This is a genomic window from uncultured Bradyrhizobium sp. (assembly GCF_936943645.1).
In the GTDB taxonomy this organism is placed as follows: Bacteria; Pseudomonadota; Alphaproteobacteria; order Rhizobiales; family Xanthobacteraceae; genus Bradyrhizobium.
In genome coordinates this window covers 33790-47021 of sequence record NZ_CAKZJO010000087.1, presented here as the reverse complement: position 1 = coordinate 47021, position 13232 = coordinate 33790, and the positions used below count along the sequence as shown (strand labels likewise).

General features: G+C 65.8%; 15 protein-coding genes. 2 read left to right on the top strand and 13 right to left on the bottom strand.

What is annotated here, in order from left to right:
- Positions 1-34: 34 nt before the first annotated feature.
- From Q0743_RS26270 to Q0743_RS26230, 9 genes are all read right to left on the bottom strand, one after another.
- Positions 35-973, bottom strand: a complete 939-nt coding sequence (locus tag Q0743_RS26270) for an SMP-30/gluconolactonase/LRE family protein (RefSeq protein WP_298244384.1) — start codon at positions 971-973, stop codon at positions 35-37.
- A 12-nt stretch (positions 974-985) separates the two neighbouring features.
- Positions 986-1723 carry an ABC transporter ATP-binding protein gene (locus Q0743_RS26265; RefSeq protein ID WP_298244383.1) on the bottom strand — a complete coding sequence of 246 codons (738 nt, stop codon included), beginning with the start codon at positions 1721-1723 and terminating at the stop codon, positions 986-988.
- Positions 1716-2501, bottom strand: a complete 786-nt coding sequence (locus tag Q0743_RS26260; protein WP_298244382.1) for an ABC transporter ATP-binding protein — start codon at positions 2499-2501, stop codon at positions 1716-1718. Before Q0743_RS26260 ends, Q0743_RS26265 begins: the two co-directional genes overlap by 8 nt.
- On the bottom strand, positions 2498-3478 hold the full coding sequence (locus tag Q0743_RS26255; protein WP_298244381.1) for a branched-chain amino acid ABC transporter permease: 981 nt from the start codon (positions 3476-3478) through the stop codon (positions 2498-2500). Before Q0743_RS26255 ends, Q0743_RS26260 begins: the two co-directional genes overlap by 4 nt.
- Positions 3465-4361 carry a branched-chain amino acid ABC transporter permease gene (locus Q0743_RS26250; RefSeq protein WP_298244380.1) on the bottom strand — a complete coding sequence of 299 codons (897 nt, stop codon included), beginning with the start codon at positions 4359-4361 and terminating at the stop codon, positions 3465-3467. The genes Q0743_RS26255 and Q0743_RS26250 overlap by 14 nt, the downstream gene beginning before the upstream one ends.
- Positions 4358-5257 (bottom strand): NAD(P)-dependent oxidoreductase, encoded by a 900-nt coding sequence (locus tag Q0743_RS26245; RefSeq protein ID WP_298244379.1) that lies wholly within the window; start codon positions 5255-5257, stop codon positions 4358-4360. Before Q0743_RS26245 ends, Q0743_RS26250 begins: the two co-directional genes overlap by 4 nt.
- A gap of 4 nt (positions 5258-5261) precedes the next feature.
- A complete protein-coding gene (locus Q0743_RS26240; RefSeq protein WP_298244378.1) occupies positions 5262-6011 on the bottom strand; it encodes an SDR family NAD(P)-dependent oxidoreductase in 750 nt (249 codons plus the stop codon).
- Positions 6012-6103: 92 nt separating this feature from the next.
- A complete protein-coding gene (locus tag Q0743_RS26235; RefSeq protein WP_298244377.1) occupies positions 6104-7309 on the bottom strand; it encodes an ABC transporter substrate-binding protein in 1206 nt (401 codons plus the stop codon).
- 83 nt (positions 7310-7392) lie between these two features.
- Complete coding sequence (locus tag Q0743_RS26230) at positions 7393-8205, bottom strand: CoA ester lyase (RefSeq protein WP_298244376.1); 813 nt, start codon at positions 8203-8205, stop codon at positions 7393-7395.
- Positions 8206-8316: 111 nt separating this feature from the next.
- On the opposite strand from Q0743_RS26230, the gene Q0743_RS26225 reads away from it, so the two are divergent.
- Together Q0743_RS26225 and Q0743_RS26220 are read left to right on the top strand one after the other, a co-directional pair.
- Positions 8317-9012: a GntR family transcriptional regulator gene (locus tag Q0743_RS26225; protein ID WP_298244375.1), complete on the top strand. Its 696-nt coding sequence runs from the start codon at positions 8317-8319 to the stop codon at positions 9010-9012.
- Positions 9009-9584: a cysteine hydrolase gene (locus tag Q0743_RS26220; protein ID WP_298244374.1), complete on the top strand. Its 576-nt coding sequence runs from the start codon at positions 9009-9011 to the stop codon at positions 9582-9584. Before Q0743_RS26225 ends, Q0743_RS26220 begins: the two co-directional genes overlap by 4 nt.
- Positions 9585-9638: 54 nt before the next feature.
- Here the strand turns inward: Q0743_RS26220 and Q0743_RS26215 are convergent, their stop codons facing one another.
- The 4 genes from Q0743_RS26215 to Q0743_RS26200 are packed head-to-tail and all read right to left on the bottom strand — an operon-like array spanning position 9639 to position 13211.
- The gene (locus tag Q0743_RS26215) at positions 9639-10655 is read right to left on the bottom strand and encodes an ABC transporter substrate-binding protein (RefSeq protein WP_298244373.1); all 1017 of its coding nucleotides are present in this window, start codon (positions 10653-10655) and stop codon (positions 9639-9641) included.
- Positions 10656-10692: 37 nt separating this feature from the next.
- Positions 10693-11484, bottom strand: coding sequence for an ABC transporter permease (locus Q0743_RS26210; RefSeq protein ID WP_298244372.1), 792 nt, complete (start codon positions 11482-11484; stop codon positions 10693-10695).
- The gene (locus Q0743_RS26205) at positions 11481-12308 is read right to left on the bottom strand and encodes an ABC transporter ATP-binding protein (RefSeq protein WP_298244371.1); all 828 of its coding nucleotides are present in this window, start codon (positions 12306-12308) and stop codon (positions 11481-11483) included. The genes Q0743_RS26210 and Q0743_RS26205 overlap by 4 nt, the downstream gene beginning before the upstream one ends.
- 51 nt (positions 12309-12359) lie before the next feature.
- Entirely contained in the window at positions 12360-13211 is an 852-nt protein-coding gene (locus Q0743_RS26200; RefSeq protein WP_298244370.1) for a MaoC family dehydratase N-terminal domain-containing protein, read from the bottom strand.
- Positions 13212-13232: the final 21 nt, after the last annotated feature.

Below are 13232 nucleotides of genomic sequence, written 5' to 3'. Positions count from 1 at the left end.
ACGGGGGTGGAAGGTTTGTCAGTGGGGTCGCGCTCTACCGCCGCGCGGTGCGGGGGTCGTTGAGGGCAAGACCGGGCCTCGGCCAGTCGACGGCGACCAGTCGCCCGGTACCCGAGAGCGTGATGAAGGCCGTGCGCATGTCAGCGCCGCCGAAGCAGATATTGGTGCAATAGACCTCGTCGGCTTCGTGGAATTCGATCAGCCGACCGTCCGGCGAAAAGACGCTGATGCCGCCGCGGACCAGTGTTGCGACGCAGATGTTGCCGCCAGCCTCCACGGCCAGCGAATCGAACCGCTGATAGCCCGGCAGCCCGTGCAGCAGCCTGCCGCCGTTCGGCGACGGCCACGGCTCCTTCGCAACCTCGCCTTCGCCCGTGATTGGATAGCTCCAGACCCGGCAGGTCTCGGTTTCCGAGACGTAGAGCGTGCGCCCGTCCGGCGACAGCCCGACGCCGTTCGGCGTCATGATCGGGAAGATCGCTTCCTTGATCATCGAGCCGTCGACGCGTGCGTAATAGACCGCGCCACGGTCCATCAGGCGGCCATAGGTCTTGCCGAGATCGGTGAACCAGAAGCCGCCCCTGTCGTCGAAGACGATGTCGTTCGGCCCGTTCAGGTGAACGCCGCCGCAACTCTCGTAGAGAGTCCTCACGGCGCCGGTGTCGAGATCGACCTGCTCAATGCGGCCCGTCGTGTAGTCCTCGCCGCGACCGGTGGGGCGGGCGAAGTTGCTCTTGTCCTTGTGCCAGGAGAAGCCGCCATTGTTGCAGACATAGCATTTGCCGTCCGGTCCGATGGCGGCGCCATTGGGGCCGCCGCCGAGCCGCGCGATCATCTCCTTCTTGCCGGATGGCAGCACCCGCGTGAGCCGGCCGCCTTCGATCTCGACGACGAGGACGCTGCCGTCCGCCAGCGCGACCGGTCCTTCCGGAAACGCCAATCCATTCGTGATCTCTCTGGCTTGGAGACGCATCCCCTCACTCCCTCATGCCGGTGCCGGCTGGCCGGCGCCGAGATAGGCATCCACGACCTCCGCCCGGCTTGACGCGGTCGCAAGATCCGCCGCGCTGCGATGGCCGACGATCGCACCGTTCCGGACGAAATAGAGTTCGTCGGCAACCTTCATCGTCATGCGGAAATTCTGCTCGACCAGCATGATGGCGAGCCCGGTGTCCTGCTTGATGGTGACGAGGCGCTCGAACACCCGCCGGATCAGGAGCGGTGCCAGCCCGAGCGACGGCTCGTCTAGCAACAAGAGTCGCGGCGCACTCATCAAACCGCGGCCGATTGCCAGCATCTGCTGCTCGCCGCCACTCAGCATCCAGGCCGGCGATTTGAGGCGGCCCGCAATCTCGGGGAACAATTCCAACATGAAGTCGCGCCGTTGCCGCTGCGTGCGTGCATCGAGGAAGTAGCCGCCGAGCAGAAGGTTCTCGGCCACCGTGAGCGAACCGACGACCTGACGGCCCTCGGGAACATAGACGATGCCGCGCCGGACGCGCTGCCGCGCGGCGAGCGCAGCAATGTCTTCGCCCGCAAAGCGCAGTTCGCCCTCCGCCGGCACCAGGCCCGCAATGGCCTTGAGCACCGATGATTTGCCCGCGCCGTTGGCGCCCAGCAAGGCCACCACGCCCTTCTCGGGCACGGAGAGGTCGACGTTCTCGACCGCGCGCGCCGCACCGTAGCTGACGCAGAGACCCTGCGCGGAGAATAGCTCAATCATCGGCATCGTCTCCGAGATAGACGCGGATCACGTCCGGATGCGCGCGGATTTCGGCCGGCGTGCCGCTCGCGATCATCTTGCCGAAGTTGAGCACATAGATCTGCTCGCACAGCTCCATGATCAGGTCCATGTCGTGCTCGACGACGAGCAGCACGAGATCCGGCCGCATCAGGCGCTTCAAGGCGCGCATCAAGTCGCGCGTCTCGACCGCGTTCAGGCCCGCCGCCGGCTCGTCGAGCAGGATCGCCCTGGGCTCGCAGGCGATGGCGCGCGCAATCTCGCCGAGGCGCAATGTTCCTGGCGGCAGATCGGAGGGCTTCTCGTGGGCGACGGAGGCAATCCCGAGTTCGTTCAGCGCCGCCATGGCGCGCCGTTCCGCATCCTGTTGCTCGGCCCGCTGCGCTTGCGTCGGCACGAAAGCGCTGAACCAGCCGGACCGCCGCTTCAGGGTGAGACCGACCAGAACGTTTTCCAGCAGCGACAGATCCGGACACATCGCCAGATTCTGGAAGCTGCGCGTGATGCCGCATGCGGCGCGCTGCGCGGGGCCGAGGCCGTTCAGGGGCGTGCCGGCAAAGCTGCTGCGACCGCGCTGGCCGTGATAGAGCCCGGTGAGACAGTTGAACAGGCTGGTCTTGCCGGCGCCGTTCGGCCCGATCAGGCCGGTGACCACGCCGGGCTGCAGCGTCATCGAGACGTCGTTCAACACGTGCAGCCCGCCGAAAGAGAGCGAGATGCCCTCGGCGACCAGCCCGTCACTGGTGACAGCCTCCATCATCGTCGCATCCCCCGCGGCAGGAAGCGGCGCAGATCGCCGGCGTTCGCCACCAGTGTCACGACGACGAGCGCGACGCCGTAGAGGATCGGCACCCAGTCGCCGGCTTGCGCAAGATATGTCGGCACCAACGTGATGAAGGCGCCGCCGACGAGCGCGGCCGGCAGCGACAACCGGTTAAGGCTGACGACCGATCCGACCAGGAGGAAGACGCCGCTGAAGAAGGTGAAGCTGTTCGGGGAGACGGTCGAGGAGGCAAAGCCGGTCAGAGCGCCTGCGAGCGCAGCAAGGGCGGCACTCAGGGTGAAGATCGAGATCCGCGCCCAGCTTCGCGTGATGCCCATGGCTTCCGCGGCGCGCGGCTGGGCCTGCGCCATCAACAGCGCCAGCCCCTGCGCCGATTTACGGAAATGCGCGAGCGCGAGACACACCAGCACGAGCACCGCGAGGGCGACGTAGTAGCGCTGCAATGCCTTGGGCATGCCGGGCAAAAGGTCCTGCGCGATGTAGAGCCCTTCGAACCCGCCCGTGAATTTTTCGAAGCCGATCAGGATTTCCGGCAATGCCAGCGCAAGCGCCATGGTCGCAACCGCAAGATAGATCCCCGACAGCCGACGCGAGGGAAACGCGAAGACGAAGCCGGCGCCCGCGCCGAGCAGAACCGCCAGCGGCAGGCTCACCACGATCGAAAGGCCGAACCGGTGCTCGATGATCGCCACCGCATAGGCGCCGAGCGCAACGAAGAAGCTGTGCCCGATCGACACTTCGCCGCCGTAGCGCACGAGCATGCTGACCGACAGCACCGCCAGCGTATTGGCGAAGCACAGCGACAGGCTGTAGAGCAGGAAGCCGCCGGCGAGCAGCGGCGCCAGCAACAGGATCGCGACCAGCGCGAGCATGAGCAGCCGAACGACGTCGACATGAGCGCCGCGCGCGGACATTCCGGCCTTCGACGTCTGCGCGAGATCAGACACGGCCACCGATCGCCCTTTCCAGCAGCCCGTTGGGGAAGAAGTTCAGCGTCAGCAGGATCACGCCGAGCAGGAACGTGTTCATGAACTCCGGCGAGACGTAGAACGAGAACAGGTTCATGGCGACGCCGACCAGAATGCCGGCGACGGCGGCGCCCGGCAGGCTGGAGAAGCCGCCGACCACCGCCGCCGTGAACGCCTGCAGCATGAAGGACGGCACCGTCGTCGAGCTGAGGAACGTCGTCGGCACGATCAGAAGCGCGGCGACGAGGCCAAGCACGGCGCCGGCCAGCCAGGAGAACAGGTGCACCGAGCGCAAATTCAGCCCGCAGACCTCGCAGGCAAAGGGATTGGTCGACACCGCGCGGAACGCGATGCCGAGCCTGGTGCGCTCGATGATCAAGAACAGGCCGCCAACGATCGCGAGCGTGACGGCGAGGACGGCGAGATCGTAGGAGGAGATGCGGATCGCGCCCAGGCTGAAGCTGTAGCGCGGCACCGGCAGGTCGAGATTGACGATGTCGGCGCCGAACACGAGCTGCACCACGCCCTGCAGAATCAGCCCGACGCCGAGCGTCGCGATGGTGGAGGCAAGATCGGACTTGAAGACGATCGGCGCGATCAGGGCATAGCTGACCACCGCGACCGCGCAGGCAATGCCCAGCGCCAGCGCCACCGCGCTACCCCAGGACAGGCTGAGCAGGCTGCCGCTGGAGAAGCCGTAGACCACGAAGGCGCCGAGACAGGCGAGATTACCGTGGGAGAAATTGACGACGCGCGAGCTCTTGAACACCATGACGAGTCCGAGCGCGCCAACGCCGTAGAGACAGCCGGAGATCAGGCCGGACCACAGCAGCGGCAGGATATCCCTGATGAATCCCGCCACGCTCATCCCTGCCCTTCGGCGGGCGTTCCGCCCTTCTCGATGAACTCGATCACGCCGGGGAAGTAGCGGCCCGAGAGCCCTTGCTTGCGGGCGGCGTCGTAATAGCGGCGCGCGAGCTCGGCGACCCCGGGACGGATGCCCGTGTCGGCCGCGAGCTGGAGCACATAGTCGAGATCCTTCAGCACGTATTCCGGCGGGAACGCCTTGTCCGGAAAACTGCGCGGCAGCATCGCCTTGGTGCCGTGATTGCGCAGGACGAAGCTGTCGCCCGAGCCTTTCGACACCGCACCGAGCAGCGTCTCGGGCTTCACGCCGGCACGCTCGCCCACCACCATCATCTCGGCGAGCGCGAGCGTGTTCTCGAACACCAGCGCATTGTTGATCAGCTTGACGACCTGGCCGCAGCCGACCTCGCCGCAATGGGTCACGTCGGACCCCATATAGCCGAGCAGCGGCGCGATCCGCGCAAACACCTGCGCCTCGGCGCCGACCATGATGCTGAGCTCGCCGCGCTGCGCGGCTTCCCGCGTGCGCGCCACCGGCGCATCGGCGAAGTGAACGCCGCGGGCCTTCAGCCGGCCGGACACGCTGCGCGCCAGCGCAACCGGCGTGGTGCTGAGATCGACGATGGTCGTTCCCGGCCGCGCGGCGAGCGCAATCGCGCCCGAGACCGCCTCCACTTGCGGCCCACCGGGCAATGACAGGAAGATCACGTCACAGGCCGCAGCGAGTGTCTCGAGCGACGCAGCGGCTTGCGCCCTGGTGTCGGACAGCGCCGCAACCGCCGCCGCATCGCGATCCAGCATCAGCACGCGGCCGGCATGCTTTTTCGCGACATTGCGGCACATGGGTCCCCCCATGACGCCAAGACCGACGAAGCCGATGGTGTCTGCTGCGCTCATGGCATCAATCCATCAACATGCCGCCGTTGACGTCGAGCACCGTTCCGGTGATCCAGTTCGACGCCGGCGAACAGAGGAAGAGAATGCTTTGCGCGATGTCCTCGGGCTGGCCGAACCGCCCGAGCGGCACATTTCCGTTCGCCGACGGCGCGGCACGATCGGTGACCGTCGCCCACATCGGCGTCTCGACCGGGCCCGGCGCGATGATGTTGGCGTAGACGCCCTTAGGCGCGCCATTCTTGGCAACCCATTTCATCAGGCCATGGACGGCCGATTTCGCCGCGACATAGGCCGGCCCCGATGCGACGCCGCCGATCTTGGCGGCGATCGAGCCGAGCGCCACGATCTTGCCAAAGCCGCGCTCGGCCATGACGGGATAGAGCTTCCGGACGGGATTGACCGTGCCCATCAGATTGACGGCGAGGATCTTCTCCCACTCCTCGTCGGTCGACTGGGGCAGCGGCGTGTTGGCGATGGTACCGGCGCAGAGCACGAGGATATCGATCTTGCCGCGCGCCTTCAGCTCGTCGTCGATCAGCTTCTCGACCGCGGCCCTGTCCGTCACGTCGCAGCGGCGATAGCTCGCCCTGGCGGGAAATTTGCCGCCGTCTTCCACGATGTCGGTGGCAACAACGTCGGCGCCGGCTTCGCAGAAGGCGGCAACGACGGCGCGGCCGATGCCGCCGGCAGCTCCCGTGATGAGGGCAGTTTGTCCATCGAGACGCGAGGGGCCGCTCAGAGGCGATCCAGCCATGTCGTATTTTCCTTGTTCTTCTTGGTAACTATCCGGCAGTTCAGCGAGCAGCGGGCGGTCGCGTCTTGCGATCACCCGCCGACGCGATCTAGTCAGGCCGGCTTGGCGTCGAAGGCCACGGCCGGATAAGGCTTGAAGTCGCGCACCATGACGAAGGAGCCCTGCGCCTGCAGGATCGCCTCCTGGCGCGTGCCGCGGTGATCGGAGCCGGTGAAGGTCACCTTGCGCGCACCGCCGACCGAAGCGTTCTTCAAGCTATTGCCCGCCTCGATCAGATTGGCGCGCGTGATCGGCTTGCCGCTGTCGACCAGCGCACTGAAGATGCTGCCGAACAGCGCGGCGTTGCTCCAGCCGTTGAGGCCGAACACACCGACCGGGTCGTTCGGATAGAACCTCGTCACGGCCTCGCGATAGGCCTTGATCTCGGGCTCGGCGCTGTCGACCGGAAGCAGCCATGACGAGAAGTAGACGCCGTTCAGCAGCTCGCCGGCCAGCTTGTAGGTGGCGGGATCGGCCGTGAAGAACGGCGCGAACCAGGTCAGCTTGACGCCTTGGCGGTCGGCTGCCTTCAACGCCGCCGCAAGATTGGCGTTGGAGCCGAACAGGATCGCGGCGTCGGCCTGGGCATTTGCGACGCGCCGGATATGCGGCGTGAAATCCGTGGTCTTCACCTCGAACGGCACCGATTCCGCCGGCGTCAGCTTGTTCGCCTCCATGAAGAGATCGAAGCCGCGCTTGGCGGAGCGGCCGAGCTCGTCGTTCTCCCACAGCAGCGCAATCTTCTTCAGCTTCAGATCGTTGACAGCGAACTCGGCATTCGAGGCCGCCGACCAGCCGTAGTCGGGCAACAGCGGAAAGATGTTGGGCTCGGCAAAGAAGGCGCTCGCGCCGCCGATCGGCCCGATCATCGCAAGGCCGTTTTCCTTGGCGTAGGGAATGACGGCGACATTGGTTGCCGTGCCGACCGCCGCGACGAGCGCGAAAATGTGGTTGTCCTCGACGAGACGCCTGACCGCAGCAACGCTGCGGGCGGGATCATAACCGTCGTCGAGCGTCACGTAGTTGATCTTCCAGCCCTTGATGCCGCCGGCCTCGTTGACGCTCTTGAAGTAGGCGTCGGCCGCATGGGTCAGGATTGCGTAGAACGGGACAGGTCCCGTGATCGGGGTGAACCCGCCGATGGTGATGGTCTTGGCCGCGGTGTCGACGCCGATCTCGTCGGCGAGGAGCGGGCCGCCAGGATAGGCCGACGCAAGCGCGGCGGCGCCAGATAGCTTGAGAAACTCACGCCTCTTCATAGGCCCTCCCCGAGATCTGTTTTTCTTGTGAGACGATCCTTAGCGGGAGGAACCCGGCCGGTCAAGAAAAAATGCATTATGCATTATTTGCGGTTCTCCATCGCGCCATCCAGGATCAGCTCTGCGCGGCGGATCACCGGCGCGTCGATCATCTTGCCGTCGAGCGCCACCGCGGCGCCCTGCCCCTCCCTTGCAACCTGCATCACCCGGTGCGCCCAATCGAGCTCGTCAGCGGTCGGCAGGAAGGCCTCGTTGACCAGCTTGACCTGGGCCGGATGGATGCAGAGCTTGGCACCGAAGCCGAGCGCCTTCGTCCGGCCGACGGCTGCGCCGAAGGCGGCAGGATCCGTCCACGACGTCGTCACCCCGTCGATCGGCGGCGCCAATCCGGCCAGCCGCGACTCCAGAACGATTTGCAGACGGACCGGATCGAGCTCGCCCGTCGTTTCCGTTATCCCGGCATCGACGCCGAAATCGAGATTGCCGAAAGCACACTGCGAAACCAGCCCGCTCTTGCCGATGCTTCGCAGCTCGGCATATCCCCGCACGGTTTCGATCAGCGCGATGATGTCGCACTTGCCCTCCAGCAGACCGACCAGGCGATTGAGCGCGCCGGGCTCGGCCTTCGGCAGCATCACCCTGGTCACGCCAGCGCGGCGGATCATCTCCATATCGGCGGCGAAGAACGGACTGTCCGCGCCGTTGACGCGGACGATCGCATCGGTCCGCCCGGCCCACTGGGTGATGGCGCTGCGCGCCGCGCTCTTGTCCGCGGGGGCCACCGCGTCCTCGAGATCGAGGATGACCCGGTGCGCACCCGACATCAGCGCCTTGTCGAAACGCTCGGGCCGGCTGGCGGGGACAAACAGGAACGATCGGGACAAAGAGCTGGACATCAGCAGACAACCTCGATTATGCATTATGCATTATCGTTTGTACTTCTATCCTCCCTGGTGGCCCGCGTCTATGGTAGCCGCGGCAAATCGGTCGGGGGGCAGCGGCATCCAATGGAATATCGGACGAAAGAGGAACAGGTCGCCGACTATCTCCGCGAGGGCATCATCTCGGGGCGACTGCCGCGCGGCGTCCGGCTCAAGCAAACCGAGATCGCGCAGGAGCTGAAGATCAGCATCACGCCGGTCCGCGAGGCGCTGAAGCTGCTCGAAGCCGAAGGCTACCTCTCCAGCGACTCCTACCGCGGCGCAACGGTCGCGCCGTTCGACGTCGAGGCGTCCACCGAGATCCTGAAGCTGCGGATCACGCTCGAGACCCAGCTCGTCGAGAGCGCCGTGCGCAACATCACCGCCGAGGAGATCGCCGAGCTGCGCGAGCTGGCGCGACAGTTCGAGGACGCCGCGCTCGCCAATGACAGCACCGCGGCACGCGGCATCAACTACCGCTTCCACCGCCGCATGTATGATTTCGCACGGCTGCCGAAGACACTGCATTTCGTGCAGGTCTTGTGGGCGCAATATCCGTTCGACGTCATCAACCGCATCGGCGGCCGGGCCGTACGCGCCGCCAAGGAGCATAATGAGCTCCTGAAGAACGTGATCGAGGGCGATGCCGCCAGCGCAATGCTGACGATGCGCCAGCACATCGAAACCGGCTGGACCGAGCTGCGCAACAGCATGCCTGCGCGGGCGGACAGCGGCACCAAATCCAAAGGCTCTGAAAAGAACTCTGAGAAGGAGATGCTATGAAGCCGATGCTACTCGTCATGGACATGCTGAACGACCTCGTCCATGAGAATGGCGGCGGAGCCAAGACCTACGTGCCGCTGATGAAGGAGCGCGACGTGCTCGGCCGCACCAGGGCCGTCATCGCCAAGGCCCGCGCAGCGGACGTGCTGATCGGCTATGTCCGCGTCGGCTTTTCGCCCGATTACCGGGAATGTCCGCCCAATTCGCCGATCTTCTCCCGCGCCAGGAGCGCCGGCATGTTCAAGCTCGGCACCTGGGGCACGGAAGTCCATCCCGAGCTCAAGCCGGAAGCAAGCGATTTCGACATCATCAAGCATCGGGTGAGCCCGTTCTACGGCACTTCGCTGGAGCCGATCCTGCGCGCCCATGGCGTGACCGACCTGTTCCTGAGCGGCGTTTCGACCAACGGCGTGGTGCACACCGGCGCGCGCGAAGCCCACGATCGCGACTATGGCTGCACGGTGCTGGAAGACTGCTGCGCCGGCGGCACCACCGACGAGCACGACAGCGCCCTGCGCTGCCTCGCCCGCTTCGCCGCGATCAAGAACAGCGCGGATGTGAGTTTCGCCTGACGACCTTCTCCCCTTGCAGGGAGAAGACGCGCCTCCAAGCGGCAGAGATTGGCCCTACGCTCCCAGCCAGCGTGGATCGATCGCCTGCCGGTAGGACACGCCGCGCACGGCGTCGCTGAATTTCAGCTCGAACTCCATGTTGTGCGCGAACTGCTGCTCGGACAATGTCGGCGGCACCGAGACGGTGGTGCGCTGGTCCGAGACCGTGTGCTTGATCAGCGCCGTATCGGTCTGCTGGAAATAGCGATCGTGCAGGATCTGGCCCGCCGCCTCGGGATCGCTGCGGATCAATTCCGATGCCCTGGTCATGCCACGGACCAGCGATGCGGCGGTCTCGGGATTCTTGTCCAGAAAATCCGGCCGTCCGCACAGGACGGTGTAGAGGAAATTCTCGATGCCCGGCACTTCGCCGTGCGACGGGCGGGCGGCCCACACCGCGAGCCCCTCCTCCACCGCCTGGTTGTTCGCCGGCGCGGTGGTGTTGAAGCCGTCGATCTGGCCGGAGCGCAGCGCCAGGTACATCTTGTCGAGCTTGACCACCGTCAGGCTGACATCCTTCTCTGGATCGAGCCCGCCGAGCGACAGCAGATAGCGCCAGATTTTGTCGGTGCCGCTGCCGCGACCGGAGATCGCCAGCGTCAGGCCTTTCATGCGGGCCATGCGCTCCTTCAGCGGCATGTCCGGCACGAGACCGATCTTGTCCGCTGTCTTCCGCGCGATCACCGCATCGCTCGCATATTGCGACATCAGCGGCGCGAAGGCGTTGATCTTCTGACCCTTGGCGACCGCAAGGATCACGTCGCTCATCACGAGACCGGCCACGTCGACACTGCCGCCGAGGATCGCCGCCATGCTGTTGGTGCCGCTGCCGGTGTCGATCAGGGAGACGTCGAGGTCCGCATCCTTCATGTAGCCTGCTGCGGTCGCGACCAGCAGCGGCAGATAGGCGAAGGTGTAACCACCGATCGCGATCGTCACCGGCTTGCCGGCGCCCTGCGACAGGCCTGGCGTGACCGAACCGCCCAGTGCCCCCGCAGCGATACCGCCCAACATCGTCCGACGCGTGATCATGATGTCCTCCCATTATTCTTGTTGTGAAAAGGTCTCCTCAGCGCCAACGGAAGATCCAGCTCTCCAGCCGTCCGAGCGCTTCATTGAGCAGTGTGGTGACGACCATCAGCGCGAACAGCGCGGCGAACACCCCGGCCGTGTCGAGCTGGCCGGCGGAGTTCTGCGTGAGGTAGCCAATGCCCGCATTCGAGGCCATCATCTCGGCTGCAACCGCGCCGACGAAGCCGTAAGGCAGGCCGAGCTTCAATCCCGTGAACAGCCATGGCAACGCGGACGGAAAGATGACCATGCGCTGGACCGCGAACCGCCCTGCGCCCATGGTCCGCAACGCATCGACCATCTTCAGGTCGACCTCACGCACACCGCGCAAGGTCGAGAAGAACACCAGGAAGAACACACTGATCGCCGCGAGCACGATCTTTGGCGCCAGACCGATGCCGAACCACATGATGAAAAGCGGCGCGAGCGCGACCTTGGGCACGCCGTATACCGCCGTGACGAAGGGATCGACGGTGCGATGCAGGATGTCGCTCGCGCCGATCATCAGCGCAAACAGGACACCGGCGGTCGCGCCCAATATGAAGCCGGCGGCGGTTTCCTTGAACGTGATGAGCAGGTGATAGGAGAGCTGCCCGCTCGCGGTCCATTCCACCAGCGTCTTGAAAACCGCCGCCGGGCTGCTCACCCAGAACGGATCGAGCAGCGTGCCGGATGCGGCCTGCCACGCCGTGAGCATCGCGACCACGAAGACCGTGCGATAGAGCCGCACGCGGCCGGATTGGCCGAACATCGGCTCGGCTCGCGTATCGGACAGCACCTCTGTGCTCATGACATTCGCCTCGCCGGCGGTTCGAGGGCGGCCCACAGCCGCCTGTAATGCTCTTCGAAGGCGGGATGGAAGCGCACCTCGTGCACTTCGCGCGGCCGCGGAATATTGATGGGCTCGTCGAGCCTGATCTGGCAGGGGCGCGGCGAGAACACCAGAACGCGATCGGCGAGCGTGATCGCCTCGACGATGTCGTGGGTCACGAACACCACCGTCTTGCGCCGCACCGACCACAATTTGAGAAGCTCCGCCTGCAGCACCAGCTTGAGCTGCGCATCGAGCGGTCCGAACGGCTCGTCCATCAACAGCACCGGCGGGTCATAGATCAGCGTGCGGGCGAGCATCGCGCGCTTGCGCATGCCGCCGGAGAGCTGGCTCGGGTAGTGACGCTCGAAACCGTCGAGACCGACCTGCGCGATCAGCTCGCGCACGCGGTCCGCAATCTCCGCACGGTCGATCTTGCGCAGCTCGAGCGGCACCGCGATGTTCTGCTCCACCGTCCGCCACGGCAGCAGGCTGTCATGCTGCGTGAGATAGCCGATCCCGGTATTGACGGCGCCGACCGGTACGCCCTGACACAACACCGCGCCGGTGGTCGGCCGGTCGAGGCCGGCGAGCAGATTCAGCACGGTCGACTTGCCGGAACCGCTGGGACCGACGATGGCGAGAAACTCGCCGCTCTGAAGCGAAAGGTTCAGCCCGCTCAGGACGTCGACGCGGCCGCTGCGCGAGGAAAAGGTCTTGCCAACACCGCGCAGCTCGACCGCGGGCGCGCATCGCGCCTCGCCGCCTTGTAACGGGACTACAGAAAGATGCGCCGATCTCATCGCCCTCGCCTCCGCCGTGCTTTCCTTGTTTCCCGGACCGTGCCGATGCGATCAGACCTCTGCGGACGCCTTCATCGCGAGCGCGCCGCCCGGTCCGCTGGCCCAGAGGTCGAGCGCGTGCCCGTCGCCCTTTCCCTCCAGGTGGAACGGCGAGCTCACGAACAGCGGCGAGACGCCCCTGAACGCGAAGGATTTGAGCGGCTTGCCGGCATGCTTCTCCGCGAAGCTCTGCAGCAAGGTCGCTGTCAGCGGCCCGTGCACGACGAGATCCGGATAATTCTCCTCGGCCTGCGCGTACGCCTGGTCGTAGTGGATGCGGTGGCCATTCGACGTGAGCGACGAATAGCGGAACAGCAGCACGGTGTCGGGCCGGAACTCTTCCGACCATGCGCCATGCTGCGGGGATGGCGTGGCCGCGGGCACGGGCGATCCCGGCGCGGCGGCCTCGCGATAGACGATGTCCTGCTGTTCGGTGACGCAAGGCGCGCCATCGCAGGAAATGCTGTGGCTGACGGTGACGAAGACCAGCTTTCCGGCACGACCGGATTTGGCTTCGACCTTCAGGATCGTGCTTTCGCGCACGCCTTCGCTGCCGATGGTCAGCGGCTTGTGGTAGGTGAGCCGCCCGCCGGCCCACATGCGACGCGGCAAGGACACCGGCGGCAGGAATCCGCCGCGCTTCGGATGTCCGTCCGCGCCGAGCTCCTGCCGTGGCACGAAGCGATTGAAGAAGATCCAGTGCCACCCCGGCGGCAGGGCTGCGCCGGGCGCATGATGTCCTTCCACGCCGAGCGTGGCGGCCAGCGCGGCGACGCGGTCCGGCGCGATCCGCTCGCGGATCGTCTCCTTGCGGCCGACCCAGGCCTGCCAATCCTCGTCGGCCAATGCGGCACTCTCGTTCATGACGGCAACTCCACTTCAAGC

Coding starts and splice junctions, on each gene's coding strand:
- Q0743_RS26205 (WP_298244371.1), bottom strand. CDS start 12,308: ATGAGATCGGCGCATCTTTCTGTAGTCCCGTTACAAGGCGGCGAGGCG.
- Q0743_RS26265 (WP_298244383.1), bottom strand. CDS start 1,723: ATGATTGAGCTATTCTCCGCGCAGGGTCTCTGCGTCAGCTACGGTGCG.
- Q0743_RS26250 (WP_298244380.1), bottom strand. CDS start 4,361: ATGAGCGTGGCGGGATTCATCAGGGATATCCTGCCGCTGCTGTGGTCC.
- Q0743_RS26220 (WP_298244374.1), top strand. CDS start 9,009: ATGAAGCCGATGCTACTCGTCATGGACATGCTGAACGACCTCGTCCAT.
- Q0743_RS26225 (WP_298244375.1), top strand. CDS start 8,317: ATGGAATATCGGACGAAAGAGGAACAGGTCGCCGACTATCTCCGCGAG.
- Q0743_RS26245 (WP_298244379.1), bottom strand. CDS start 5,257: ATGAGCGCAGCAGACACCATCGGCTTCGTCGGTCTTGGCGTCATGGGG.
- Q0743_RS26200 (WP_298244370.1), bottom strand. CDS start 13,211: ATGAACGAGAGTGCCGCATTGGCCGACGAGGATTGGCAGGCCTGGGTC.
- Q0743_RS26230 (WP_298244376.1), bottom strand. CDS start 8,205: ATGTCCAGCTCTTTGTCCCGATCGTTCCTGTTTGTCCCCGCCAGCCGG.
- Q0743_RS26270 (WP_298244384.1), bottom strand. CDS start 973: ATGCGTCTCCAAGCCAGAGAGATCACGAATGGATTGGCGTTTCCGGAA.
- Q0743_RS26235 (WP_298244377.1), bottom strand. CDS start 7,309: ATGAAGAGGCGTGAGTTTCTCAAGCTATCTGGCGCCGCCGCGCTTGCG.
- Q0743_RS26240 (WP_298244378.1), bottom strand. CDS start 6,011: ATGGCTGGATCGCCTCTGAGCGGCCCCTCGCGTCTCGATGGACAAACT.
- Q0743_RS26215 (WP_298244373.1), bottom strand. CDS start 10,655: ATGATCACGCGTCGGACGATGTTGGGCGGTATCGCTGCGGGGGCACTG.
- Q0743_RS26210 (WP_298244372.1), bottom strand. CDS start 11,484: ATGAGCACAGAGGTGCTGTCCGATACGCGAGCCGAGCCGATGTTCGGC.
- Q0743_RS26260 (WP_298244382.1), bottom strand. CDS start 2,501: ATGATGGAGGCTGTCACCAGTGACGGGCTGGTCGCCGAGGGCATCTCG.